24 protein-coding genes, 1 pseudogene and 1 riboswitch are annotated in these 24,025 nt (G+C 74.4%); of the genes and pseudogenes, 5 read left to right on the top strand and 20 right to left on the bottom strand.

From position 1 onward, the window contains the following. Positions 1–222: pseudogene (locus tag C1A33_RS35795) on the top strand (hypothetical protein); the annotation flags it as partial. A 341-nt stretch (positions 223–563) separates the two neighbouring features. Here the strand turns inward: C1A33_RS35795 and C1A33_RS18405 are convergent. Then, positions 564–1,265, bottom strand: coding sequence for a MarR family winged helix-turn-helix transcriptional regulator (locus C1A33_RS18405; RefSeq protein WP_101832707.1), 702 nt, complete (start codon positions 1,263–1,265; stop codon positions 564–566). 145 nt (positions 1,266–1,410) lie between these two features. Here C1A33_RS18405 and C1A33_RS18400 point away from each other — a divergent pair, with 145 nt between their 5' ends. After that, on the top strand, positions 1,411–2,046 hold the full coding sequence (locus C1A33_RS18400) for an FMN-dependent NADH-azoreductase (protein WP_101832706.1): 636 nt from the start codon (positions 1,411–1,413) through the stop codon (positions 2,044–2,046). Between the two features lie 24 nt (positions 2,047–2,070). On the opposite strand, the gene C1A33_RS18395 is transcribed toward C1A33_RS18400, so the two are convergent. From C1A33_RS18395 to C1A33_RS18375, 5 genes are all read right to left on the bottom strand, one after another. Continuing rightward, on the bottom strand, positions 2,071–2,634 hold the full coding sequence (locus tag C1A33_RS18395) for a GNAT family N-acetyltransferase (RefSeq protein WP_101832713.1): 564 nt from the start codon (positions 2,632–2,634) through the stop codon (positions 2,071–2,073). 53 nt (positions 2,635–2,687) lie between these two features. Then, a complete protein-coding gene (gene tsaB / locus C1A33_RS18390; protein WP_101832705.1) occupies positions 2,688–3,440 on the bottom strand; it encodes a tRNA (adenosine(37)-N6)-threonylcarbamoyltransferase complex dimerization subunit type 1 TsaB in 753 nt (250 codons plus the stop codon). A gap of 33 nt (positions 3,441–3,473) precedes the next feature. Further along, entirely contained in the window at positions 3,474–3,965 is a 492-nt protein-coding gene (gene tsaE, locus C1A33_RS18385) for a tRNA (adenosine(37)-N6)-threonylcarbamoyltransferase complex ATPase subunit type 1 TsaE (protein WP_243407698.1), read from the bottom strand. Between the two features lie 147 nt (positions 3,966–4,112). After that, entirely contained in the window at positions 4,113–5,258 is a 1,146-nt protein-coding gene (locus C1A33_RS18380) for an alpha/beta fold hydrolase (protein ID WP_243407697.1), read from the bottom strand. 94 nt (positions 5,259–5,352) lie between these two features. Further along, complete coding sequence (locus C1A33_RS18375; RefSeq protein WP_101832710.1) at positions 5,353–6,615, bottom strand: serine hydroxymethyltransferase; 1,263 nt, start codon at positions 6,613–6,615, stop codon at positions 5,353–5,355. Positions 6,616–6,642: 27 nt separating this feature from the next. Further along, positions 6,643–6,728: riboswitch (ZMP/ZTP riboswitch) on the bottom strand. 123 nt (positions 6,729–6,851) lie between these two features. Between C1A33_RS18375 and C1A33_RS36715 the strand changes: the two genes are divergently transcribed. After that, positions 6,852–7,286: a hypothetical protein gene (locus tag C1A33_RS36715; RefSeq protein WP_243407696.1), complete on the top strand. Its 435-nt coding sequence runs from the start codon at positions 6,852–6,854 to the stop codon at positions 7,284–7,286. 70 nt (positions 7,287–7,356) lie between these two features. Here C1A33_RS36715 and alr read toward each other — a convergent pair whose 3' ends face one another. The 4 genes from alr to C1A33_RS18350 form a co-directional block, all read right to left on the bottom strand. After that, positions 7,357–8,520: an alanine racemase gene (alr, locus tag C1A33_RS18365; protein ID WP_101832704.1), complete on the bottom strand. Its 1,164-nt coding sequence runs from the start codon at positions 8,518–8,520 to the stop codon at positions 7,357–7,359. Between the two features lie 10 nt (positions 8,521–8,530). Beyond that, positions 8,531–10,096: an NAD(P)H-hydrate dehydratase gene (locus C1A33_RS18360; protein ID WP_101832703.1), complete on the bottom strand. Its 1,566-nt coding sequence runs from the start codon at positions 10,094–10,096 to the stop codon at positions 8,531–8,533. Positions 10,097–10,157: 61 nt separating this feature from the next. Continuing rightward, positions 10,158–10,514, bottom strand: coding sequence for a holo-ACP synthase (locus C1A33_RS18355; protein ID WP_101832702.1), 357 nt, complete (start codon positions 10,512–10,514; stop codon positions 10,158–10,160). 181 nt (positions 10,515–10,695) lie between these two features. Further along, entirely contained in the window at positions 10,696–11,661 is a 966-nt protein-coding gene (locus tag C1A33_RS18350) for a PadR family transcriptional regulator (RefSeq protein ID WP_101832701.1), read from the bottom strand. A gap of 205 nt (positions 11,662–11,866) precedes the next feature. Between C1A33_RS18350 and C1A33_RS18345 the strand changes: the two genes are divergently transcribed. Continuing rightward, positions 11,867–12,430 carry an SWIM zinc finger family protein gene (locus C1A33_RS18345; RefSeq protein ID WP_101832700.1) on the top strand — a complete coding sequence of 188 codons (564 nt, stop codon included), beginning with the start codon at positions 11,867–11,869 and terminating at the stop codon, positions 12,428–12,430. A 163-nt stretch (positions 12,431–12,593) separates the two neighbouring features. On the opposite strand, the gene glmS is transcribed toward C1A33_RS18345, so the two are convergent. The 4 genes from glmS to rplM form a co-directional block, all read right to left on the bottom strand. Beyond that, positions 12,594–14,537, bottom strand: a complete 1,944-nt coding sequence (gene glmS, locus C1A33_RS18340) for a glutamine--fructose-6-phosphate transaminase (isomerizing) (RefSeq protein ID WP_101832699.1) — start codon at positions 14,535–14,537, stop codon at positions 12,594–12,596. A 100-nt stretch (positions 14,538–14,637) separates the two neighbouring features. Beyond that, positions 14,638–16,002 carry a phosphoglucosamine mutase gene (gene glmM / locus C1A33_RS18335; RefSeq protein WP_101832698.1) on the bottom strand — a complete coding sequence of 455 codons (1,365 nt, stop codon included), beginning with the start codon at positions 16,000–16,002 and terminating at the stop codon, positions 14,638–14,640. A 115-nt stretch (positions 16,003–16,117) separates the two neighbouring features. Then, complete coding sequence (gene rpsI, locus C1A33_RS18330) at positions 16,118–16,525, bottom strand: 30S ribosomal protein S9 (RefSeq protein WP_101832697.1); 408 nt, start codon at positions 16,523–16,525, stop codon at positions 16,118–16,120. 85 nt (positions 16,526–16,610) lie between these two features. Then, complete coding sequence (rplM, locus tag C1A33_RS18325) at positions 16,611–17,054, bottom strand: 50S ribosomal protein L13 (RefSeq protein WP_101832696.1); 444 nt, start codon at positions 17,052–17,054, stop codon at positions 16,611–16,613. A gap of 308 nt (positions 17,055–17,362) precedes the next feature. Here rplM and C1A33_RS18315 point away from each other — a divergent pair, with 308 nt between their 5' ends. Next, positions 17,363–19,090: a hypothetical protein gene (locus tag C1A33_RS18315; RefSeq protein ID WP_133150712.1), complete on the top strand. Its 1,728-nt coding sequence runs from the start codon at positions 17,363–17,365 to the stop codon at positions 19,088–19,090. 13 nt (positions 19,091–19,103) lie between these two features. Here the strand turns inward: C1A33_RS18315 and truA are convergent, their stop codons facing one another. The 6 genes from truA to rpsM form a co-directional block, all read right to left on the bottom strand. Then, positions 19,104–19,991 carry a tRNA pseudouridine(38-40) synthase TruA gene (truA, locus tag C1A33_RS18310; RefSeq protein WP_243407695.1) on the bottom strand — a complete coding sequence of 296 codons (888 nt, stop codon included), beginning with the start codon at positions 19,989–19,991 and terminating at the stop codon, positions 19,104–19,106. Positions 19,992–20,154: 163 nt separating this feature from the next. Next, the gene (rplQ, locus tag C1A33_RS18305; protein WP_101832693.1) at positions 20,155–20,769 is read right to left on the bottom strand and encodes a 50S ribosomal protein L17; all 615 of its coding nucleotides are present in this window, start codon (positions 20,767–20,769) and stop codon (positions 20,155–20,157) included. A gap of 120 nt (positions 20,770–20,889) precedes the next feature. Continuing rightward, the gene (locus C1A33_RS18300; protein ID WP_101832692.1) at positions 20,890–21,939 is read right to left on the bottom strand and encodes a DNA-directed RNA polymerase subunit alpha; all 1,050 of its coding nucleotides are present in this window, start codon (positions 21,937–21,939) and stop codon (positions 20,890–20,892) included. Positions 21,940–22,182: 243 nt separating this feature from the next. After that, complete coding sequence (gene rpsD / locus C1A33_RS18295; RefSeq protein WP_101832691.1) at positions 22,183–22,812, bottom strand: 30S ribosomal protein S4; 630 nt, start codon at positions 22,810–22,812, stop codon at positions 22,183–22,185. A gap of 77 nt (positions 22,813–22,889) precedes the next feature. Next, a complete protein-coding gene (gene rpsK / locus C1A33_RS18290) occupies positions 22,890–23,294 on the bottom strand; it encodes a 30S ribosomal protein S11 (RefSeq protein ID WP_009740503.1) in 405 nt (134 codons plus the stop codon). A gap of 88 nt (positions 23,295–23,382) precedes the next feature. After that, the gene (gene rpsM / locus C1A33_RS18285; protein ID WP_101832690.1) at positions 23,383–23,763 is read right to left on the bottom strand and encodes a 30S ribosomal protein S13; all 381 of its coding nucleotides are present in this window, start codon (positions 23,761–23,763) and stop codon (positions 23,383–23,385) included. Between the last annotated feature and the right edge of the window lie 262 nt (positions 23,764–24,025).

The following is a 24,025-nucleotide window of genomic DNA, read 5'->3' as shown; positions in this document are numbered from 1 at the left end:
CCCCCGAACCGCACCCCCGCCCCCGCTGGCGCCGACCCCGGACATGGGTCCGTTCCGGGCACCGGTCCCGGACATGGGACTGACTCCGGTGCCAGCACCGGCACCGGCACCGGACAGGGGACCGACGAGCCCGACGGGCCGCCCTTTCCCACGCCCCCGGCCGACCTGCTCGCCGGCGCCGCGCACGCCTGGCCTTTCCGCCAGGTCCACCCGGCGCACTGAGCCCCGCTCCGCGGCCAGCGTCCGGCTGCGATGGATGGCGGCCTGGAGTGCGTCCTCGGAGGTGGCTGACGCGGGAGGCGACCGGCTCGGGCCGACCCGGTGCCCATCACCCCGGCGAGGGCCGATATCACAGATGGTTACGCAGACTCCTGGGCCGTGCGCGGGAACGGGTCCTGTCGCGAACTCCCCGTGTCGTGTCCGTTTTGTCACCGCGACACGGGCCGCCGCGACGTTGCCAGAACGCTGCCACGACCCGCCGCGACGACGGTGCACGAAGATCGCAACTCGAGACGCGGCCCAGCCAGGACCCACGCGCGGCGCCGACGTCGGTCGGCGGGCGCTCAACTCGCCGCGGAGGGAGCCTCGTGCGTGGATGCGGGCGCTTCACACGCGGAGGGAGCCTCACCCGCGGCGGAGGGAAGCTCGCATGGGCCGGCGAGAGCCTCGCACAGGTCGGCGGGCCCGTCGCATGGGTCGACGGAAGCCTCGCTCGGGGCGGTGGGAGCCTCGTGCGCGTCGATCTCCCGGCGGGCGGCGTCGCAGGCCGCGGCGCCGTGGGTCGGGTCGACGGCGAGCAGCCGGGCGGTGATCCGGCGCAGCTGATCGACGAAGACCTCCCGCTCGGTGGGCGAGAGCCCGCCGAGCACGTGCTGGTCGACCAGCTGCCGCGACTGCTGGGCGGTGGCGTGGAGCCGCGCACCCTTGGCGGTCGCGGTGATGATGCGCGCCCGCCGGTCGGCCGGGTCGGGCTGGCGCTGGACGAGACCGTCCCGCTCGAGCTCGTCGACGATGCGCACCATCACCGTGCGGTCGATGCCGAACCGGCGGGCCACCTCGATCTGGTTGCGCGCCTGCGGCCCGACCGCCGCCCCGAGCACGTGCAGCGCGCGAAGTCCGCCGGGCAGCTGACTGACGGCGGCCGCGGCCGCGGCCAGGTAGCCGTACTGCACCTGGCCCAGCAGCCAGCCCAGGTCCCACCCGAGGTCCTCGGGCAACCCGTCTGGTTCGGCGCCGCGCGACGCGGACGCCGTGGCGTCGCTCACCGGACCAGCCTACCCCTCTCGATCAGATCAATCACCTCCCGAGATAAGTGCTCGTGCAGACTATCTTTTCTTACGATAGTCTTCCTACAGATCTTCTATGCAAAGAAGATCATCAGAGACGACGATCTGGTCGGAGGACCGACGCATGGCTCATCTGCTGCACGTCGACGCGAGCTTCGCCCCGGAGGGCTCGACCTCCCGGGCTCTCGGCGCCACGTTCGTCGACGCCTGGCGCGCCGCTCATCCCGGCGGCACCATCACCTATCGCGACCTCGCCCTCACGCCACCCCCGCACCTGGACTGGACGGCCGTGTCGGCGGCGGCGACCCCGCCCGAGCAGCGCACGCCCGGCCAGAACGACGCGGTCAAGCTCCGCGAGGAGCTGATCGGGGAGGTGGAGACGGCGGACGAGTACCTGCTGTCACTGCCGATGTACAACTTCTCGGTGCCGTCCACGTTCAAGGCCTGGGTGGACCAGGTGATCCTCGTCGGGCGCACCCTGCGGCAGCCGCCGGAGCGGTCGGCGATGACCGGGCGCCGCGCCACCGTCATCGCCACCCAGGGCGGTTCCTACGGGGCGGGCACCCCCAAGGAGGGTTGGGACCACCAGCTCCCCTACGTCGCGCACGTCCTGGAGTCCCTCGGGGCGTCCGACGTGGAGCTCATCCGGGTGGAGATGACGCTCGCCCCGGTCAACCCGGCGCTGGCGCAGTTCACCGAGCTGTTCGAGAGCAGCCTGGCCGCCGGCGAGGCCGCCGCGCGGGCGCGGGCCGCGGCCTGAGCCCGCGCTGAGGGGACGACCCGGTCAGGGTGCCAGGCGCACCCGGCCGGGAAGATCCCGCTCCATGCCGTCGAGGAGGGTGGCGTAGCCGACGGTGTCGATGGGGCGGACCCGCATCACGTACGCGTCACCGCCGGAGGGCTGGTAGTAGCCCCGCCGCATCCCGATGTCGACGAAGCCGAGGCGGGCGTACAGCGCCCGGGCCGCGTGGTTGTCGGTGCGGACCTCCAGCCCGCAGGAACGCGCGCCGACCGTCCGGGCATGCCGCAGCAGCGCGATCATCAGCCGGGCGCCGATGCCGCGCCCCCGCATCGCGGGCACCACGCCGACCGTCTGGATGTAGGCACCGTCGTCGGCGACGGCGAGACCCCCATACCCGACGATCGACGCGACGTCCCACGTCCCCGGCCCGCCGGGTTCGTCGGAACCGACCGAGCCGGGTTGGGCGGACGGCCCGGCGAGCGCTGTCAGGTAGCGCCGCTGGACGCCCTGGGCGAGCTCGGACCAGAACAGCTCCGCGCTCCACGGGTCGGCCGCGAAGACGCTCGGCTCCAGGGCCGCGACCGTCTCGATGTGCCACCAGCGCATCGGCACGAGCACCAGGTCCACCTCCCGGTCCGCGCTCGGCCCCGCGCCGGGGATCACACCCTGACCGGCTTCGGCGCGTGTGGCTCGGCCGCGTCCGGCCGCCGCAGGTACAGCGGGGCCAGCGGGCGGGGGACGCGCCCGGCCAGCAGGTCCGGGCCGGCGAGGCCGACGAGCAGCTCCGGGCGCGGGTAGCCGGCCTCGGGGGCGGTCGCATCACCGTCGGCGGCGGGCAGCGCGACCGGGTCGAAACCGGCGAACGCCTCCGGGTACAGCGCGAGCCCGGGGCCCGCGACGGCGCCGACACCGGCCGCCCGCAGCGCCTCGGCGACCCGCGCCGGGCGGCCGACCGCGGGCTCGCCCACCCGGACGCCACCGTCGTAGCGGGCCCAGTAGACCTCGCGGCGGCGCGCGTCGGTGATGACGGCGGTGAGCCCGGTGGTGGCCGCGCCGATCCCGTCAAGCGAACACACGCCGTGCACGGGGATCTCCAGCGCGTCGGCGAAGGCGGCGGCGGTCACCATGCCGACCCGCAGGCTCGTGAACGGCCCCGGCCCGGCGCCGACCACCACCGCCGCCAGGTCGGACGGGCGGGCCTGGGCCTCGTCGAGCACCGTGCGCATCGAGGGGGCGAGCAGCTCGCCATGCCGGCGGGCATCGACCGTCACCACGCTCCCCCGCGGCCAGACGTGCACCGCGGGCGGCGAGGCCACGCCATCCGCCGCCGCCACCGCGGGATCGGCGGCCGTCAGCTCGGCGAGCGCCACGGCGCAGGCAGCCGTCGATGTGTCAAGGGCGAGCACCAGCACTCGTCCAGACTACGGATCGCCGGGCCGGACGCCTCAGCCGGGCGGCAGCTCCCGCAGCCGCTCTGCCCAGCCCGGTCCGGACGCGATCAGCCGTACGGTCCGGACCTCGCCCGTCTCCCCGGCGGTGGGCCGGGCGACGACGACCTCCAGATGGTCCCCGGCTAGCCTCTCCGCGAGCCCCGCGCCCCACTCGACGACGGTCACCGCGCTGTCGGCGTCGGCGTCGAGGTCGAGGTCGTCGAGTTCGGCCGCGCCGCCGAGACGGTAGGCGTCGACGTGCACGAGGGGAATCCGGCCGCCGGGGTAGACGCGCGCCAGCACGAACGTCGGCGAGGTGACCGTCTCGCGCACGCCGAGGCCGGCGGCGATGCCCTGGGCGAGCACCGTCTTGCCCGCGCCGAGCGGTCCCGACAGCACGAGCAGGTCGCCGGGGCGCAGCAGCGTGGCGAGCCGCGTGCCGAGCTCGCGCATCCGCTCCGCGGTGGGCACCACGATCTGGTCCCGCGGCGCCGCGTTCACAGCCATACCCTCACCTTGCTCGTCCCTTCCGCCACCGCTCCACCACCGCGCCGCCGACGCCGCGCGCCATGGACGCCCGCGCCAGCGCAGCCGATGCCCGGCGCTCCGGTGCGCCACCGCGGCCGGTACGCCGACGGTAGCGGTCAGTGGCGGCTAGGCGGCGGTGCCGTCGACGGCGCGCAGCCGGTGGTCGGCCGACGTCCGGGGCAGGTCGTGCACAGCCAGGGCCCGGGCGACCAACCGGCGCAGCGCGGCGTTCACCGCCTCGGGTCGCTCCAACATGATGGAGTGCCCGGCGCCCGGCTCGACGACGAGCTCCGCGTCGGGCAGTGCCGCGGCGATGGCACGACTGTGGCCGACCGGGGTGATGAGGTCCGCGTCCCCGACGACGATCAGCGTCGGGGTGGCGGCGAGGCGGCCCGCGGCGGCGAGGCGGTCGTTGTCGAGCAGCGTCGGCAGGAACGCGCCGATCACCTCGACCGGCGTGTCGGAGACCATCGCCTCCAGGAACGTGATGATGGACGGCGGCAGCTCGGTGGCGCCGAACCCGATCCGCCGCGTGATCTCCCAGGACAGGTCGCTGCCCCCGCCGCGCAGCCGCTCCAGCGCCCCGGAGGCGTGCCGCATCCCGACGGCGACGCCGGGCAGCACTCGGCGCACCGCCCCGGTGAACAGCGCCGGCACCCCCAGCGCCGCCCGGGCGAGCTCCGAGGCGCTGGTCGACAGCAGCCCCACCCCGATGATCCGGTCGCCGAACAGCTCCGGATGGGCGTCGGCGAGACCCAGCACCGACATGCCGCCCATCGAGTGGCCGACGAGGATCACCGGGCCGCTGGGCACCCGCTCGCACAGCACCCGGTACAGGTCGTCGGCGAGCACGTCGATCGTGCAGCGGCCGGCCTCGGACGGGCCGGAGCGGCCGTGCGCCCGCTGGTCGAAGAAGACCATCCGGCCGAGGTCGGCCAGCTCCCGCCGCTGCAGGACCCAGCAGTCGGAGCGCACGCAGAATCCGTGCACGAAGACGAACGTGAGCGGTGCGTCGGCCGGCCCGGTCTCCTCGACGAACAGCGGCACCCCGTCGGCGGCGATCACCGTGGTGGGCCGCCCGCCGATCGGCCCCACCCGCGCCGCCGGCGCGACGTCCGGCTGGTCGCGGCGGCGGCGGATCGCCCGCCGCTCGGCGACGAGCCCGGCGGCGAGCGCCGCGCCGACCACCCCGACCGAGCCCGTGACGGCCCGCCCCGCCCGGGATCCCACGATCGCGCCGACCGCCCGCACCATCGCCGCCTCCGTCCGCATCGGCCATGCCCGGCTCGTCCGGACTGCCCTGGTCTGATGATGCACCGCCGGGACGGCCGGAGCAGGCGGACGGGAGCGGGTCGGACGGGGTGGATCAGGCGAAGCCGGGCATCGGGAAGGAGGTGATCAGCTCGGTGACCTGCCCGCGGACCCGGCTGATGACGGCCTGGTCGTTCGCGCCGGCCGCCTTGACCACATCGTCGATCCAGCCGGCGATCAGCGGCATGTGGGCGGTCGTCAGCCCGCGGGTGGTGATGGCGGCGGTGCCGAGCCGGATGCCGGACGGGTCGAACGGCTTGCGCCTGTCGAACGGCACGGCGTTGTGGTTCAGCTCGATCCCGGCCGCGTCGAGCGCCTTCGCCGCGGGCTTGCCGGCGATGTCCTTGCTGGTCAGGTCGATGAGGATGAGGTGGTTGTCGGTGCCGCCGGTGACGAGGTCGAAGCCCCGCTCGACGAGCGCCTCGGCCAGGGCGCGGGCGTTGGCGACGACGCCGTGGGCGTAGTCGCGGAACGCCGGCGTCGACGCCTCCCGCAGGGCCACGGCGATCGCCGCGGTGGTGTGGTTGTGCGGGCCGCCCTGCAGGCCGGGGAAGACCGCCTTGTCCACCGCGGTGGCGTGCTCCGCGTCGGCGAGGATCATCGCGCCGCGCGGGCCGCGCAGCGTCTTGTGCGTGGTGGTCGTGATCACCGGGGCGTGCCCGACCGGGGACGGGTGCGCGCCGCCCGCGATCAGGCCGGCGATGTGCGCGATGTCCGCGACGAGCACCGCGCCGACCTCCCGGGCGATCTCCGCGAACGCCGGGTAGTCGATCGTCCGCGGGATGGCCGTCCCACCACAAAAAATGATCTTCGGACGCTCGGCGAGGGCCAGGTCACGCACCTCGTCCAGGTCGATTCGACCAGTCTCGGCCCGCAGGCCGTAGCGCACGCTGCGAAACCACTTCCCGGTCGCCGAGACGCTCCAGCCGTGGGTGAGATGGCCGCCCATCGGCAGCGACAGGCCCATCACCGTGTCCCCCGGCTGGGCGAAGGCCAGGTAGACGGCCAGGTTCGCCGGCGAGCCGGAGTAGGGCTGGACGTTGGCGTGCTCGACGCCGAACAGCGCCTTCGCCCGGTCCACCGCCAACGTCTCGATCGGGTCGACGACCTGCTGGCCCTCGTAGTAACGGCGGCCGACGTAGCCCTCGGAGTACTTGTTGGTCAGCACTGAGCCGGACGCCTCGAGCACGGCGGTGGAGACGTAGTTCTCCGAGGCGATCAGCCTGATCGACGCGTGCTGGCGGGCGGCCTCGGCCTCGACGAGACCGGCGAGCTCCGGGTCGGCGACGGCGAGTTCGGGAAGGGGCGGATTGTGCACACTGACCTCCGGCACGTCACGTTCGGCCGGAGGCACCCAGACGCGCGGCACCGATCCGATCATCGCTCCCCGGTGGTCAGTTCCACCTCTGTGCGCCAGTCGCGACTCCGTTCTGATTCTAGCCGCCACCCGGGTCGGTCACATCGGTGCCAGCACGCCGGGCCGTTCGGGACGTCGTCCTCTACCGTGGAGGCAACTGACCAGGTCCCTCGATGGTCCTCACGGAGGCGCGAATCATGAAGCTGCTGTCGCGGCGCAGGAGTGGGGATGTGGCGCCGAACCCGGGCCGCGGTCTGACCGGCCCGGCCCGTGCGGCCGCCCTCGGCATGGCCGACGATCCCGGCATGACCGACGATCCCGGCATCGACGATGAACCCGACGTCATCGGCGGCTCCGACGTGGCGAGCGGGTCTGCCGTCGCTGGCGGGCCCAGCGCGGCCGGGGGCGCCGCGACGTCCGGCGGGCTCGACATCGCCGGTGGGCCCGCGGCCCCCGCCCCGGCGTCCGCCGGGCCGGTGATGTTGACCCTCACCACCCGTGCGCGCATCGAGGATGCCGAGCGGGAGGCGGCGCTGGCCGCGTCCCAGCCCGTGCGCCGGCGCCTGGAGCGCGGCGCCTTCGGCGGCAGCGCGCCCACCGGCGGCGGCTGCTCCTCCGGCGGCTGCGGCTGATCCGCGGGACCACCGCCAGCCCGGCGGCCCGCAGCCCGCCGCGGCCGATGTCCCGTGACCGCGGCTGGGGCTAGCGGTAGACGCGCGGCACGCGGGCGCCGATCCGGGTGACGATCTCGTAGTTGATCGTGCCGAGCGCGGCGGCCCAGTCGTCCGCGGTGGGCTCGCCGCGCCCGCCCGGGCCGAACAGCACGACCTCGTCGCCGGCGCGCGCCGCGTCGTCCCCGATGTCCAGGACGAACTGGTCCATGCAGACCGTGCCGGCGATCCGCCGCCGCCGGCCGGCGAACAGCACCTCGCCGACATTCGTCGCCGCCCGGGGCACGCCGTCTGCGTAGCCGAGCGGCACCAGTGCGAGCGTCGACTCCCGCGTGGTGGTGTAGCGGTGGGCGTAGGAGACGCCGGTGCCCGCTGGCACCCGCTTGACCAGCGCCGCATGGCTGACCAGCGTCATCGCCGGCCGCAGCCCGAACCGCGCCGGCGGGCCGACCTCCGGGCCGGGCGAGAGCCCGTAGACGGACACCCCAGGACGGACCAGGTCGAAATGCGCCTCCGGGCTGACCAGGGTGGCGGCCGAATTGGCCAGGTGCCGCACGGTCGGCGCGAGCCCCGCCTTCTCGGCGATGTCGACGGCGTCGCGGAACACCCCGATCTGTGCCTGCACGGTCGGATGGCCCGGCGCGTCGGCGAACGCCAGGTGGCTCCACACGCCGAACGCCTCGATCACACCCTCGGCCTGCAGCGCCGCCGCCTCGTCGCACATCGCGGGCCAGTCCGCCGGCGTCGCCCCGGCCCGGCCGAGGCCGGTGTCCGCCTTCAGGTGCACCCGGGCGGGGCGGCCGACCGCCCGCGCCGCCGCCGCGATCTCCGCCAGCGCCCACGGCGCCGAGGCGGACAGGTCGATGCCGGCGTCGATCGCCGCGGCGAACCGCTCCCCCGGCACGCTGAGCCAGCACAGCACCGGCGCGGTGATCCCGGCGGCGCGCAGGGCCAGCGCCTCCTCCAGGAAGGCCGTGCCCAGCCAGCTCGCGCCGGCGTCCAGGGCCGCCCGGGCGCACGGGAGCATGCCATGGCCATATCCGTCCGCCTTGACGACGGCCATCGTCGCCGCGTCACCGGCGCGCCGGGCCAGGGCGGCCACCGACGTGCGCACGGCATCCAGGTCGATGGCCGCGTAGGTGCGGGTCTCGGCTCCGACCGGCGTGCCGGCCCCTGCGGTCCCCTCGTCGCTCACCCGCCCAACGCTACCGGCAGTGACCGGGCTTCGGCGCTGTCTCGCCGTCCAGCAGCTCGGTGACGACCCGCGGCAGCAGGTCCGGCAGATCGCTCGCGGCGAGCGGCAGCGCGGCCCGCTCGGCCGCCCGGCCGTGCAGGTGGGCGCCGACCGCCCCGGCCAGGGTCGCGGGCACACCGGCGGCGAGCAGCGAGCCGATCAGGCCGGTGAGCACGTCGCCGGTGCCGGCGCTGCCGAGCCAGGCAGAACCGGTCAGGTTCGCCCAGGCCGCGCCGGCCGGGTCGACGACCAGCGTCCGGGCGCCCTTGAGCAGCACGGTCGCGCCGGTCGCGGCGGCCGCGCGGCGCACGGTGCCGAGCCGGTCGCGGGCCAGCTCGGTGTCGGTGGTCCGCGGATCCCAGCCGAGCGCGAGCCGGGTCAGCCGGGCGAACTCGCCCTCATGCGGGGTGACCAGCACCGGCGCCGATCGTCCGCGCAGCACCGCGGGATCGGCGCCGAGCAGCTCGCCCAGCGGATCGAGGGCCCCCGCGTCGACGACGACCGGCTCGTCGGCACCGAGCAGCGTGGCGAGCAGGTCGCGGACCGGCGGTCCGGGGGCCAGGCCCGGCCCGATCGCCCAGGCCTGCACCCGCCCGGCGGCCAGCATCGCCGTGCCGTCACCGGGCGCGATCGGGGTGACCACCGCCTCGGGGTGTGCCCGCAGGACGAGGTCGGCGGCCCGGCTGTGCGGGTCGCCGGGCGCCGCGCCGAGCCGGCCCTCGGTGATGACCCGCAGGTATCCGGCGCCGCCGCGCAGTGCCCCGCCCACGGCCAGCACGGCGGCGCCCGGGTAGGCGTCGCTGCCCGCGACGAGGCCGAGCACGCCTCGCCGGTACTTCGACGACGCGGCGCCCGGCACGGGCAGCAGCGCGGCGACGTCGGCGTCGTCGAGCGCACGCAGGTCGGGTTCGGGCAGCACCAGCCCGATGTCGACGAGTTCGACCGGACCGGTGTGGGCCGCCCCGGGCATCAGCCACAGGCCACGCTTGTGGGTGCCGAAGGTGACGGTGGCACTGGCCCGCACCGCCTCTCCGGCCACCTCGCCGGTGTCCGCGTCGACACCGCTGGGGACGTCGACCGCGACCGTGCGCCGCGGCGGGGCGAACGCGGCGAGCCGGGCGTGGGCCGGGCGCAGGCCGCCGCGCCCGCCGATCCCGAGCAGGCCGTCGAGCACCAGGTCGGCCTCGCCGACCAGGGCGCGGGCGACCTCGTCGGCGGGCGCCGGGTCGGGGCCATGCAGCCGGCCGCCAGCCGCCAGCAGCGCGGCGCTGCCCTCGGGATGGGTACGGCCTGGCGCGAGCGCGTCGACCCGGGCTCCGCGGGCGGCCAGGCGGGCGCCCGCCCACAGCGCGTCGCCGCCGTTGTCCCCGCCGCCGGCGAGGACGACGATCCGCGCGCCGTGGACCCGGCCGAGGCGGCGCGCGACATACGCGACCAGCCCGGACACCGCCCGTTGCATGAGGATCCCTGGGGGCGGGCCGGCGAGCAGCGGCGCCTCGGCGGCGCGGACCTGATCGACCGTGTGCGCGTTCGGCATGCCGCCATGCTCCACCGGCGTGGGCCCGCGCGTCGCCCACCGCGCGGCGCCCGCCGCGCGCTCAGCTCTCGGCGACGACCATGGCGATGGCGACGCCGCCGTCGTGGGTGAGAGAGAGATGCCAGGACGCGATGCCGAGGCGGGTCGCCGCCGCGGCGACGGTCCGGCCGACCCGCAGCTGCGGGCGGCCGCCGGGGGCGATCATCACCTCGGCGTCATGCCATTCCAGGCCGGGGGGCACGCCGAGCGCCTTGGCCACGGCCTCCTTCGCCGCGAACCGGGCGGCGAGCCGCTCCGGCCGGGTCAGCGCGCGCTCGGCGGGGGTGAACAGCCGCATGGCGATGCCCGGCGTCCGGGACAGCGTCGCGGCGAAACGATCGACGTCCACGACGTCGACGCCGATGCCCACCACCGCCATCGGCCAAGGTTCCCACACCGGGCCGCGCCCCGACGCCCGGATGCCGGGGACGGCACGATGCGGGGCCGGTGCGCCGCGCTGACCACCGCGCGGCGCGGTGGTGGCGTGCGTACGCGGCCGGCGGCGCGGTATGGCCGTGGTTCGGCGCGCACCGGACGGCCCGGCCCGGCGCCTGCCTCGGTCAGGACTTGGTGAAGGGGTCCGTCGGGTCCTGCGTGCCGGTCGGCCCATCGTCTCCCTCGGTGCCCTCCACGCCGCCCCGGTCGCCGTCCTTGCCGCCCGCGGCGCCCGGCTCGTCACCGGAAGAGCCGGTACCGGCCGCATCATCCTCGCCGTCGTCGGCGAGGATCCGGTAAAGACCCCGGCGGGTCTCCGCGAGCAGCCCGCGGGCCGCCGCGAGCTGCGCCTCGTCGCCTGCCTGGGCGACCTGGACGATCGCGGCGCCGACCGCGAAGGCCAGCGAGCGCAGGCTCGCCATGTCGTCGTCGGCGCTGTCCGCCGCCGTCTCCCACGGCCTGCGCTGACCGGCGCGGGACTCGACGTGCGCGCGCCCGGCGTCCGTGAGGTGGAAGACCCGCCTGCCGTCGGCCTCCTCGGCCCGCACGAGGCCCTCGTCGGCCAGCATCGACAGCACCGGGTAGACCGAGCCGGGGCTCGGCCGCCAGGTGCCGCCGCTGCGCTCGGCCAGCTCACGGATCATCTGGTAGCCGTGCATCGGCTCCTCCGCCAGCAGGGCCAGCAACGCCTCCCGGACGTCACCTCGCCCCACCCGTGGCCCCCGGCCGAAACCCGGGCCGCCGAAACCCGGGCCGAAACCGGCGCCGAAGCCCGGACCGGGGAATCCGCCGAACGGCCAGCCGGGTCCGCCGCGGCGCCCGCGGCCGCGGCCCTCGGCGCGACCACCGGGCTCGCCGCGACCGCCGCGGCCACCATGCTCGTGCCGGCCACCGTGCTCGTGCCGCCCGCCGGACTCGCCACGGGTGGCCCGACTGGTCCATCCACGGCCCGGCCCACAGCGCTCCTCGCCGGTGAGGCCCTCACGCTCCATCCAGCCGGCCGCGGCCTCGAAGAACCGCGCCAACCGGGCCGGATCGAGCGGGCCCCACTCTCCGCGGCCCCAGGGGCCCGGAATCGCCTGCGACGTCATAATGATCATTCCTTTCGGTACTGAGGGGTGTCGCTCCCGCCTCGCCTGTGTGGCGGCCGGGGAGCTACAGATTGACAACGGGAGTCATCCCGACCCCCTGACGTACGTTCACGATATATCGCGAGCGTACGTCAGGCAACCCAGTCAGGACGATGTCGGACGCCTGAGCAGTACTGTTCGCGCGCCGATTCCGTAGGATTGGCCGGTGATCATTTCTGTGTCCGGGGAGAACGGGCACGAGGGGGACGCCGTCACCCCGCTCGAAGCAGCCTTCGAGGAGCGTGCCTGCGCGCAGCGCGCGGGCACGGACGTGTTCCTCGAAGGGGTGAACCTGGCACTGCTCGGCCGGGTCGATCAGCTGCGCATCCGACCCACCAACGCCTCCGGCACCGTCGACGACGACGGGCCGCACGAGGTCAGGCTGGAGGCGACCGACGAGGAGCCGCGGACCGGCTGTACCTGCGCCGAGGGCTCCGCGGGCGCCTTCTGCCGGCACGCCGTCGCCCTCGCACTGGTCGCCACGGGCTCCGCCGGCCTCGCCGAGGACGACGGGGACGAGGACGGCGAGGGCATCGTCGTCGAGGGCTCCCTGTTCGCCGACGACCCGGTGCACGCGGCGATGCGCGTCTTCCTCAGCCGGGTGCCCCGCGCCGAGCTGGTCGAGACCCTGCTCGACGCCGCGGACGAGCACGAGGCCGTCGCCGACGCGCTGTGGGAGGCGACGGTCGCCTGGCACGGCCGCCAGCACGGCGCCGCCCCCTCCGCCTGAGCGACAGCCACCGGCAGCCGTCCCTGGCCGCCGACAGCCGCGACCGGTGGGCGGGGCGAGAGCGGCGAGACGGTGGCGGGTGTCACCGCGGCCACCGTCGAGGCTCGGCGGCGTCACCGAGGCCGCGGGCCCGCGGCCGTCCTGGCCTGCCTGCCGCTCCCCGCTACTCGACGGTGACGGACTTGGCGAGGTTGCGGGGCTGGTCGACGTCCAGGCCGCGGGCGAGCGCGAGCTCACAGGCGAACACCTGCAGCGGCAGTGTGGTCACCAGCGGCGCGAACAGCGACGACGTCGCCGGCACCCGGATCAGATGGTCGGCGTAGGGCTCGACCGCGACGTCGCCGTCCTCGGCGATCACGATCGTCCGTGCGCCGCGGGCCCGGACCTCCTGGATGTTCGAGACGACCTTGCCGTGCAGGTGCGCCCGCCCCCGCGGCGAGGGCACGACGACGATCACCGGCAGCCCGGGCTCGATGAGCGCGATCGGCCCATGCTTGAGCTCGCCCGCCGGGAAGCCCTCGGCATGCATGTAGGCGAGCTCCTTGAGCTTGAGCGCGCCCTCCAACGCCACCGGGTAGCCCACGTGCCGGCCGAGGAAGAGCACCGCCTTCGCGTCGGCGAGGCCACGGGCCAGCTCTCGGATCGGCTCGAGCCGGTGCAGCGTGCGGCCCACCAGGTCGGGCATCCGCTGCAGCCGCTCGACGTAGGCCGCCACCTCGTCGCCGTAGAGCACCCCGCGCACCTGCGCCAGGTACAGCCCGACGAGCAGGCAGGCGGCGACCTGCCCGAGGAACGTCTTGGTCGAGGCGACACCCACCTCGGGCCCGCAGCGGGTGTAGAGCACCGCGTCGGACTCGCGCGGGATCGTCGACCCGTTGGTGTTGCAGATCGCCAGCACCCGGGCCTTCTGCTCGCGGGCGTGCTTGACCGCCATCAGCGTGTCGAGGGTCTCCCCGCTCTGGCTGATCGCAATGACGAGAGTGGACCGGTCGAGCACCGGGTCGCGGTAGCGGAACTCCGACGCCATCTCGACCTCGCAGGGCAGCCTCGTCCAGTGCTCGACGGCGTACTTCGCGATGAGCCCGGCGTGGTAGGCGGTGCCGCAGGCGACGATGAAGACCTTGTCGACGTCGCGGAAGTCCTGGGCGGACAGCCGCTCCTCGTCGAGCACGATCGCCCCGTCGGCGGACAGCCGGCCGCGCAGCGTGTCGGCCAGCGCGGTGGGCTGCTCGTTGATCTCCTTGAGCATGAAGTACGGGTAGCCGCCCTTCTCGGCGGCGCTCGCGTCCCAGTCGACGTGATAGCGACGACCCTCGACGATCTCGCCGGCGAAGTCGGTCACCGTGACGCCGTCGCGCCGGGCCTCGACGATCTGGTCCTGCCCGATCTCCATCGCCTCGCGGGTGTGCGCGATGAACGCCGACACGTCGCTCGCGAGGAACGTCTCACCCTGGCCGATCCCGACGACCAGCGGGCTGTTGCGCCGGGCGCCGAGGACGACCTCGGGGAAGTCACGGTGCAGCACGACCAGGGTGAAGGCGCCCTCCAGCCGGCGGCAGACCCGCCGCAGCGCGGCGGTGAGCGGATGCTGCGCGACGGGCACGCCGGCGGCTCCGGACGCCGCGGGCCCGCCCGGCGCGACATCCTCGGGCACCGCGCCGGCCTGCGCCGCCGCGGCGTTGCCGAGCTCGACCTCCAGCAGGTGCGCGACGACCTCGGTGTCGGTCTCGCTGGTCAGCTCGTGGCCGATGCCCTCCAGCTCGGCGCGCAGCGCGGCGAAGTTCTCGATGATGCCGTTGTGGATGACGGCGATCGCGCCGGTGCAGTCGGTGTGGGGATGGGCGTTCTGGTCGGTGGGACCGCCGTGGGTGGCCCACCGGGTGTGCCCCATCCCGGTCGTCCCGGGCATCGGGTCGCGTTCCGGGCCCTCGGACAGCAGCTTCTCGAGGTTCGCGAGCTTGCCGGCCCGGCGGACCGTGCGCAGCGCGCCGGCTCCGACGACGGCGACACCGGACGAGTCGTAGCCGCGGTACTCCAGCCGCCTCAGGCCGCCGAGAGCGACATCCAGGGCCGACTGGTCACCGACGTACCCGATGATCCCGCACATGCGCTCAGCGTACGCAGGTTGCGGATGGCACACCGAAACACCCGGTGCGAACCCACGACGAGTTGTCCTCGTGTGGCCCGCGGGGCGCGGATGGTCTCGCTCAGCCCACCGCGGGCAGCGCGCCGCGCACCGCGGCGGCGAGGCGCTGCGCGGTCTCCCGGGCGACGGCGTCGGTCTCCGCCTCCACCATGACCCGTACCAGCGGCTCGGTCCCGCTGGGCCGCAGCAGCACCCGGCCGGCGTCACCGAGCTCCGCCTCGGCCGCGGCGACGGCGGCGTGCAGCTCGGGTGAGGCCCCCACCCGGGTGCGGTCCACCCCGCGGACGTTGACGAGCACCTGCGGCAGGCGCGTCATCGCCTTGGCGAGCTCGCCGAGGGGCTGGCCGGTCTCGGCGACCCGGCCGAGCAGCCGCAGTGCGGTCAGCAGGCCGTCGCCGGTGGTGGCGTGATCGAGGAAGACCACGTGCCCGCTCTGCTCACCGCCGAGCACGTAGCCGCCGGCCCGCATCGCCTCCAGCACGTACCGGTCGCCGACCGGCGTGGAGACGACGGTGATGCCGGCCTCGCGCATCGCGTGGTGGAAGCCCAGGTTCGACATGACGGTGACGACGACGGTGTCGTGGGCCAGTTCGCCGCGCTCGGCCAGGGCGAGGGCGCAGACGGCCAGGATCTGGTCGCCGTCGACGACCTCCCCGCTCGCGTCGACGGCGAGGCAGCGGTCCGCGTCACCGTCGTGCGCGATGCCGACATCGGCGCCCTGCGCCAGCACGGCGGCCCGCAGGCTGTCCAGATGGGTGGCCCCGCTGCCGTCGTTGATCGCGTTGCCGTCGCCGTCGGCGTGCAGGGCGATGACGTCGGCGCCGGCGGCGCGCAGCACGCGGGGCGCGAGCGCCGAGGCCGCGCCCTGGGCGCAGTCGACGACGACCCGCAGGCCGTCGAGGCGCCCGGGCAGCGCGGCGAGCAGATGGTGGGCGTAGGCGTCGACGAGGCCGGGTTCGTCCCGGACCCGCCCGACCTGCCGGCCGACCGGCCGATGGCCCGGGGGCTGCGCCATCCGCCGCTCGATGGCGTCCTCAACGTCGTCGGGGAGCTTCAGGCCGCCGGCGGCGAACAGCTTGATGCCGTTGTCGGGCATCGGGTTGTGGCTGGCGGACAGCATCACGCCGAACGTGGCCCCGCTGCTGGCCACCGCGTGGGCGACGGCCGGTGTCGGTGCCACCCCGATCCGCGCGACGTCGGCACCCGAGGCCGCGAGTCCCGCGACGACCGCCGCCTCCAGGAACTCGCCGGACGGCCGGGTGTCCCGCCCGACCACGACGAGCGGCCGCCGCTCACCCGATCCGGCGGCCCGGCCGGGCCCGCCGAGCAGCTCCGCGGCCGCGGAGGCGAGCGAGAGCGCCTGCTCCGCGGTCAGGTCGACATTGGCAACGCCCCGAACCCCGTCGGTGCCGAAGAGCCTCGTCACTGAGGTCTCCCATGGTGTCGAAGTGGCAGGCGGAGACCCGGGCACGCGCCGACGGCGCTGTCCGTCCCCGCCCCGCGCGTCCCTCTCGGGACGCGCATGGGACGGGGACGCGGGATCAACGCTTGCTGTACTGCGGAGCCTTACGGGCCTTCTTCAGGCCGTACTTCTTGCGCTCCTTGACCCGGGCGTCACGGGTCAGGAAGCCGGCCTTCTTCAGAGTAGGCCGGGACTCCTCCTCCGCCAGCGTCAGCGCGCGGGCGAGGGCGAGTCGCAGCGCGCCGGCCTGGCCGGACACGCCGCCGCCGTGCAGCCGGGCGACGATGTCATACGACTCGGCCCGGTCCAGCGCCTTCAGCGGCTCGTTGACGAGCTGCTGGTGCACCTTGTTCGGGAAGTACTCCTCAAGGGAGCGCCCGTTGAGCGTCCACTGCCCCGTGCCCGGGAGCAGCCGAACCCGGACGACCGCCTCCTTGCGCCGCCCGGTGGCGCGGGGGTTGCCCTGTACGTCGGTCACGACAGCCACGTCGCGTTCCTTCCTCGGTTGATGCGTGGTTCCCAAAGCCGGTCCCGCGGGCGCTGCCCGCCGGCCGGCCGGAGGAGGTCCGCGGTTACTGCGCGACCTGGATGATCTCGAACGGGGTGGGCTGCTGGGCCTGGTGCGGGTGGGTCGGACCCGCGTAGACCTTCAGCTTGGTGCCCTGGGCGCGGCCGAGCTTGTTCTTCGGCAGCATGCCCTTGATCGCCTTCTCGACGATGACCTGCGGGCGCGTGTCGAGCAGCTCCCCGTAGGAGGTGCTGCGCAGACCGCCTGGGAAGCCCGAGTGGCGGTGGTACTGCGCCTGCTCGCGCTTGTTGCCGCTGAGCGCCACCTTGCCGGCGTTGATCACGACGACGAAGTCGCCGGTGTCGATGTGGGGCGCGTAGTACGCCTTGTGCTTGCCCCGGAGCAGGTTGGCGGCCTGGGTCGCCAGCCGACCGAGCACCACGTCGGTGGCATCAATGACGTGCCACACGCGCTGAACGTCCGCGGGCTTGGGCTGGTACGTGCGCACAGGTCTGCCTTCTCGTTCGGACGGCCTGCCCGGCGGCTCCCGAGTAGCCGGCGAGCTGGGCGCGTCAAGAATGTGGAGCGCGCAGACGGAACGTGTCACGCGCAGCAGTCTTTGAGGTTACCAGGCGATGGAGGCTGACCGCCGACCGGCTACCGCGCACCACGCGCGGAGCGCCTGGCCGGGCATTCCGGAACCTCGCCACCTTGAGTGTAACCAGCGCGCACTCCCCCCGGCGCGCGGCGGACTCCCCACCGCCAGGACACCCAGATGGACTGGCCAAGCCAGCTGCGCTGGCTATTCTGACCGAGATGACTGAATTGGATGGCGGGGGACACGAGGAGCCCGCGGGGTCCGGCGGTCCCGCGGACGACACGCCGAGCCCCGCCACCCGCGGCGGCCCGCTGACGTCGGGTCTCGACCTGCGCGGCCGCCACGTCACCTACGAGGGCTGGACGCCACCCGCCGACGACCCGCTGTTCGGTGGCCCGCGGACCTACTCGTTCTCCTTCGACCACCTCACCCCGGACGACGGCGACGACCCCGCCCCGCGGCCCGGCGCGGCCCTGGCAGCCGGCGGGTCGTCGGCTGTTCCGCCCGGCACGGATGACCAGCCGGTCGCGGCGGGTTCGCCGGTCGCTCCGGGTTCGCCGCGGCCGTCCGGGCCGGCGTCGCCCGGGTCAACCGGGGCGTTCACGGCGCCCGTGGCCTCGCCGACCACCTCCCCCCTGCCCGTCACCTCGGCGATGCCGACCGGCCCTGGCCGGACACCGGCCGGGCCCGGCCGGACGCCGACCGGTCAGGGACTTCCGGCGGGCCCTGGCCGCACGCCCACCGGCCCGGGTCGCGCCGCGGCGGCGACCGGCCCGGGATGGCCCGGCCGGTACGAGCGCCCGGCCTCACGCATGGCCGACGGCGACCCGCCGACCGGCCCCGACCCGGTCGGGCCGACGCGGCCCGGCGAGGGCTGGCGCCTGCGCGGCTGGTCGGGTGAACCCGGCGGCCCCGGCGACATCACTCCACTACCTCGGGTACGCGGTTTCGGCGGCGACGGATTCGACGACCCGGACCTCGACGCCCTGCCCACCGGCCGCGGCGCGAAGACTGCCCCGGACGACGGCACCGACGATCCGTTCGACGACAGGTTCGACGACGACGGGTTCGACGACGACGGCTACGGCAAGGATGGCCGCTTCGGCGGTGGGGCCTCTGACGGTGGGGCCTATGACGGTGGAGCCTTCGACGACGGCGCCCCGCGAGGCGGTGGCGGCGGGAGTGGCGAGGGGGACCACGAGGACGGGCGGTCCGGCGATCGCGCCCGGCGGCCGCGGCGGATGCTCGTCGTCGTCGCCGGTGCCGTCCTGCTGCTCATCGCGGCCGTGGCCGTGGTCGCGCTGCGGGGCGGAGGCGGAGGCGGCGACGGGGGGCAGGCGCCCGCTCCGGTCGCGTCGGCGGCCCTGCCGCAGATTCCGCCGAACTTCCTCGACAGCGTGACCACGGACTCCGATCCGATCGTCGCGAACGAGTTCTTTCCCGAGGCGTCCGTCGACGTCAACGCGCGCGGCTATCGCCGCATCGCGCAGCGGCTCGACTCCGGCTGCCCACAACTGACCGGCGATCTGGCGGCCCAGTTCACCGCGGCGCACTGCCGGCAGGTGGTGCGCTCGCTGTTCCTCACCAACCCGCGCCAGGGGGAGCGCCAGGTGCTCGTCGGCGCCACCGTCTTCAACCTCGACACCAGCACGACGGCCACCCAGGGTGCGCAGGTGCTCAACCAGGGGCGCGGCGGCATCATGCCGCTGCCGATTCCGGCGGGCGCCCTGACCGGCGCCCAGATCACCGGGCCGGGTGGGAACAACTCCTGGCGCGGCGCGATCAGCCGCGGCCACTACCTCATCTACACCCAGGTGGCCTACGTCGACGGCACGCAGGGCGCGGCCGCCGACACGCCGCTGCGCAACGCGCAGAACGACCTGGCGGTCCTCGCCACCGAGCCGATCGGCGACCGCGCCGTCCTCGGCCACGGCCCACGCCGCTGACGGCCCGGACGGATCAGCCGGAAGGGGTGGTGGGGACGCGTACGGCCCGGGTCACCTCGGCCCGGGCGGCGAGCTCCGCGTCCGGCGGGTAGCGCACCTCCATCAACGTGAGCCCGTGTGCCGGGGCGACCGTGACCGCCGGGTCCCGCACCCCGCGGCGCAGCACCGCCACCGGCCAGCCGACGGGCCGGCGCCCGTCGCCGACCGCCAGCAGTCCGCCGACGAGGGCGCGCACCATCGAGTGGCAGAAGGCGTCGGCCTCGACGTCGGCCACCACCACGCCGTCCGGGCGGCGGCGGGACACGTCCAGGCGCAGCAGCGTCCGCACGGTCGTCGCGCCCTCCCGGCGCCGGCAGAAGGCCGCGAAGTCATGCTCGCCGACCAGCAACAGCGCCGCCGCCGCCATCGCGCCGACGTCGAGCGGCCGGGGCCAGGCCAGGGTGTCGTAGCGGCGCAGCGGCTCGGCCCCGTGGGCGGCGTCGGTGATCCGGTAGGCGTACCGGCGGGACAGCGCGGAGAAGCGGGCGTCGAACCCGGCCGGCGCCGGCGCGAGGCCGGTGACCCGGATCGACCGGTCGAGCACGCCGTTGAGCCGCCGCGCCAGCCCGCCGAGCGGAACCTCGGCCGGCAGGTCGACGTGCGCCACCTGTCCGACGGCGTGCACACCGGAGTCGGTGCGCCCGGCCACCGTCAGTCGGACCGCCGAGAGCCGGGCCACCCGGATGAGCGCGTCCTCCACATCGCCCTGCACGGTCCGCCGGCCCGGCTGGCGGGCCCAGCCGGCGAACGGGGTGCCGTCGTAGGCGATGTCCAGCCGCAGCCGCACCAGCGCCCCGGCGGTGCCCGCCACCGCGGGCAGGGCGCGGGGTGGGTCCGGGCGGGCTCGCACATCGTCGGACATCTGCATCTCCCCCGGGCGATGGGACAGGGATCCCGTGGACGCAACGGCCACGCGGCCCGGCGGGTCGAGGCCGGGATCAGCAACGTCGAAGGCCCGCCGCCCATCATGGGGCGGCGGGCCTTCAGCGATCTACTCGTCGGCGGGTGTTTCCCCGCCGAGCGGGTCAGGAGCTCGCGCCGCCCGAGCCCTGCTCGTCGGTCGCGGGCGCGTCCGCCCCGGTCGCCACCTCGGGCTCGGTGGCCGCGGCCCGCGTGGTCCCGGCCTCGGCCTCGGCGGCCTGCGCGGCCACGGCGGCGGCGGTCGGGGACTCCTTGGCCAGGTCCTCCGCGGCCTCGGCGGTGGCACCGGTCGGGGTGCGCCGCTCCTGGAAGCGGGTGCCGCGCGCCCGCTCGGCCTCGCCGACGGCCTGCTGGCCGACGGTCAGCGCCTCGACGAGCTCGATGCGGGCCAGCGGCGCGTTGTCGCCCTTGCGGTTGCCGAGCTTGATGATCCGGGTGTAGCCACCGCTGCGGTTGGCGTACCGCGGGCCGATCTCGGTGAACAGCGTGTGCACGACCGAGTTGTCCCGCACCTGGCGCATCACCCGGCGACGGGCGTGCAGGTCGCCGCGCTTGGCGAAGGTCACCAGCCGCTCGGCGTAGGGCCGCAGCCGCTTCGCCTTCGCCTCGGTGGTGGTGATGCCGCCGTGCTCGAACAGCGCGGTGGCGAGGTTGGCCAGCAGCAGCCGCTCATGTGCGGGGCTGCCGCCGAGCCGGGCGCCCTTGGTTGGCGTGGGCATGATGAGTGCTCCTCGTTCCTTTCACTGTCCCGCCAGGCTGCCCGCCCACAGGGACGGCGGCGTGCGCCACCGGAGGTCGTCGAGGGCCCCCGCGGTCGCCCGCGGGGGCCCTCGTGCTGGTCAGTACTGCTCGGTCTCGACGAACTCCGCGCCGTCGTCGTGCGGGTCGGAGAACGGTGCGTTGTAGGTGTCGGTGCCGTAGGTGTCGACGGCCTGGCGCGGGTCGAATCCGGGCGGGGAGTCCTTGAGCTGCAGACCCATCGCGCCGAGCTTCGTCTTGACCTCGTCGATCGACTTCTGCCCGAAGTTGCGGATGTCGAGCAGGTCGGCCTCGCTGCGCGAGACCAGCTCGCCGATCGTGTGGATGCCCTCGCGCTTGAGGCAGTTGTAGGAGCGGACGGTCAGGTCCATCTCCTCGATCGGCAGGGCGAGGTCGGCCGCCAGCGCCGCGTCCGCGGCGGACGGGCCGATGTCGACGCCCTCGGCCTCGGCGTTGAGCTCCTGCGCCAGCCCGAACAGGCCGACGAGGGTCTTGCCGGCGCTGGCCATCGCGTCGCGCGGCGAGATCGACGGCTTCGTCTCGACGTCGACGATGAGCCGGTCGAAGTCGGTGCGCTGCTCGACGCGGGTGGCCTCGACCTTGTAGGTCACCTTGAGCACGGGCGAGTAGATCGAGTCGATCGGGATGCGCCCGATCTCCTGGCCGGCCTGCTTGTTCTGGGCGGCGCTGACGTAGCCGCGGCCCCGCTCGACGGTCAGCTCGATCTCGAGCTTGCCCTTGTCGTTGAGGGTCGCCAGGCGCAGCTCGGGGCTGTGCACCTCGACGCCGGCCGGCGGGGCGATGTCCGCCGCCGTCACCTCACCGGGACCCTGCTTGCGCAGGTACATCACGGTCGGCTCGTCGTTGTCGGAGCTGACGACCAGTTCCTTGAGGTTCAGGATCAGGTCGGTCACGTCCTCCTTGACGCCGGGCACGGTGGAGAACTCGTGCAGCACCCCGTCGACGCGGATGCTGGTGACCGAGGCGCCGGGGATGGAGGACAGCAGGGTCCGGCGCAGCGAGTTGCCGAGGGTGTAGCCGAAACCAGGCTCCAGCGGCTCGATCACGAACCGGGACCGGAACTCGGAGATCGGGTCCTCGACGAGGGTGGGACGCTGAGCGATCAGCATGGTGGATTCCTTCCGCCCACGGCGCCCGCCATATGACGCCGTGTGGTGCTGGCTCCCCGCCGGGGAGCCGGCGGACGGGACATCGGTCCGTCCCGTCCGTGCGATTACGCCCGTACGCCCCTCCAGTGTGCCTCCGCGCGGGCGCCACCGGAAAGCGGCACGTTGCGGGGACACTCTGGCGGGACGACGGAACCGGCCCACCGCGAGGTCGCGGCGGGCCGGCCGTGGCCGCTCGGCCGAGACCTACTTGGAGTAGAGCTCGACGATCAGCTGCTCCTGGACCTGCGTGTCGATCACCTGCCGGGCCGGCAGCGAGTGCACCAGGATCCGCATCTGGCTCGGGATCGCCTCGATCCAGGCCGGGACCGCCCGGCCCTGGCCCGCGGTCTCCCGGGCGATGACGAACGGGGTGAGCTCGCGCGCCTTCGGCGTGATCTCGACGATGTCGTTCTCGCTGACCCGGTAGCTCGGGATGTCGACCTTGCGCCCGTTGACCTGGACGTGGCCGTGCCGCACCGCCTGACGGGCGGCGTCCCGCGACGGCGCGAAGCCGCCTCGGTAGACGACGTTGTCGAGCCGCGACTCGAGGATCTTCAGCAGCTCGTCACCGGTCTTGCCGGCGCGGCGGTTCGCCTCGTCGTAGTAGCCGCGGAACTGCTTCTCGAGCACGCCGTAGATCCGGGCGCACTTCTGCTTCTCACGCTTCTGCAGCAGGTACTCGGAGTCCTTGGTGCGGCCCCGGCCGTGCTCGCCCGGCGGGTAGGGCCGGATCTCGATCGGGCACTTCGGGGTGTCGCACTTGCTGCCCTTGAGGTACAGCTTCGTCTTCTCGCGGCGGCAACGCTTGCAGTCCGCGCCGGTGTAACGGGCCATCTATTCCTTCTCTCTCGTTTCCTGGCGCGAACTCGAGCGCGACGCCGCGACCCGGACCGGGTCGGCGTGTCGCATGGTCACACCCTGCGCCGCTTCGGCGGACGGCAGCCGTTGTGCGGGGTCGGGGTGACATCCTGGATCGCCCCGACCTCGAGGCCCGCCGCCTGCAGCGAGCGGATCGCGGTCTCCCGGCCGGAGCCCGGGCCCTTCACGAACACGTCGACCTTGCGCATGCCGTGCTCCTGCGCCTTGCGCGCCGCGTTCTCGGCGGCCATCTGCGCGGCGAAGGGGGTCGACTTGCGGGAGCCCTTGAAGCCGACGTGGCCGGCGGAGGCCCAGGAGATCACGTTCCCGGTCGGGTCGGTGATCGAGACGATCGTGTTGTTGAACGTGCTCTTGATGTGAGCGTGCCCGTGGGCGACGTTCTTCTTTTCCTTGCGCCGGACCTTCTTGGCGCCGGCTGCGCGCGTCTTGGGAGGCATCTTCGCGTGTGGTCTCCGTGTGCGAGGTCGAGGTCGTCGATCAGGGGTCGTCCGCGGGCGGACCTGGCCGGCCCGCCGGGCACCCTGACTACTTCTTGCCGGCCTTCTTCTTGCCGGCGATGGCACGGCGCGGGCCCTTGCGGGTGCGCGCGTTGGTGTGGGTGCGCTGACCGTGGACGGGCAGGTTGCGCCGGTGGCGGAGACCCTGGTAGCAGCCGATCTCCATCTTGCGGCGGATGTCCTGCTTGATCTCCCGGTTGAGGTCACCCTCGACCCGGTAGTTCGCGTCGATCCACTCGCGCAGCCGGACGATCTCCTCCTCGCTGAGATCCCGCACCCGCGTGTCCGGGTTGATCCCGGTGGCGGCGAGGGTGTCTCGCGAGCGGCTGCGGCCGATCCCGAAGATGTAGGTCAGAGCGATCTCGACCCGCTTTTCGCGGGGCAGGTCGACGCCGGAAAGGCGTGCCATGAACCGATGTTTCCTTCCTGCGACCGGAGGTCTCGGGCGATGCCGCCCCGGCCGGCGAACGGGCCGGCCGGGCCCCGGCCTCCGACCGGGGGTGAAACATCCCTCGCGGGACGTCTGGCATCGCGTGGTGGTGGTGATCCTCGCACCGGGCCCGGCGCCGACGGCGCGTGGGCCGCGCGCGTCGGCTTGTGAGCGGGTGCGGGGCACCCGTCAGGAGCAGGACTACTGTCGGGATCCGCTCGGCCGGGTATGGCCGTGCGGG

It is taken from the genome of Frankia canadensis, from assembly GCF_900197875.1.
Taxonomy (GTDB): Bacteria; Actinomycetota; Actinomycetes; order Frankiales; family Frankiaceae; genus Frankia; species Frankia canadensis.
The sequence above is the reverse complement of the archived record's forward strand: the minus strand, read 5'-3'. Positions and strand labels throughout refer to the sequence as shown.

Coding starts and splice junctions, on each gene's coding strand:
- C1A33_RS18400 (WP_101832706.1), top strand. CDS start 1,411: ATGGCTCATCTGCTGCACGTCGACGCGAGCTTCGCCCCGGAGGGCTCG.
- C1A33_RS18395 (WP_101832713.1), bottom strand. CDS start 2,634: ATGCGCTGGTGGCACATCGAGACGGTCGCGGCCCTGGAGCCGAGCGTC.
- tsaE (WP_243407698.1), bottom strand. CDS start 3,965: ATGGCTGTGAACGCGGCGCCGCGGGACCAGATCGTGGTGCCCACCGCG.
- C1A33_RS18380 (WP_243407697.1), bottom strand. CDS start 5,258: ATGCGGACGGAGGCGGCGATGGTGCGGGCGGTCGGCGCGATCGTGGGA.
- C1A33_RS36715 (WP_243407696.1), top strand. CDS start 6,852: ATGAAGCTGCTGTCGCGGCGCAGGAGTGGGGATGTGGCGCCGAACCCG.
- C1A33_RS18360 (WP_101832703.1), bottom strand. CDS start 10,096: ATGCCGAACGCGCACACGGTCGATCAGGTCCGCGCCGCCGAGGCGCCG.
- C1A33_RS18355 (WP_101832702.1), bottom strand. CDS start 10,514: ATGGCGGTGGTGGGCATCGGCGTCGACGTCGTGGACGTCGATCGTTTC.
- C1A33_RS18350 (WP_101832701.1), bottom strand. CDS start 11,661: ATGACGTCGCAGGCGATTCCGGGCCCCTGGGGCCGCGGAGAGTGGGGC.
- glmS (WP_101832699.1), bottom strand. CDS start 14,537: ATGTGCGGGATCATCGGGTACGTCGGTGACCAGTCGGCCCTGGATGTC.
- C1A33_RS18315 (WP_133150712.1), top strand. CDS start 17,363: ATGACTGAATTGGATGGCGGGGGACACGAGGAGCCCGCGGGGTCCGGC.
- truA (WP_243407695.1), bottom strand. CDS start 19,991: ATGTCCGACGATGTGCGAGCCCGCCCGGACCCACCCCGCGCCCTGCCC.
- rplQ (WP_101832693.1), bottom strand. CDS start 20,769: ATGCCCACGCCAACCAAGGGCGCCCGGCTCGGCGGCAGCCCCGCACAT.
- C1A33_RS18300 (WP_101832692.1), bottom strand. CDS start 21,939: ATGCTGATCGCTCAGCGTCCCACCCTCGTCGAGGACCCGATCTCCGAG.
- rpsD (WP_101832691.1), bottom strand. CDS start 22,812: ATGGCCCGTTACACCGGCGCGGACTGCAAGCGTTGCCGCCGCGAGAAG.
- rpsK (WP_009740503.1), bottom strand. CDS start 23,294: ATGCCTCCCAAGACGCGCGCAGCCGGCGCCAAGAAGGTCCGGCGCAAG.
- rpsM (WP_101832690.1), bottom strand. CDS start 23,763: ATGGCACGCCTTTCCGGCGTCGACCTGCCCCGCGAAAAGCGGGTCGAG.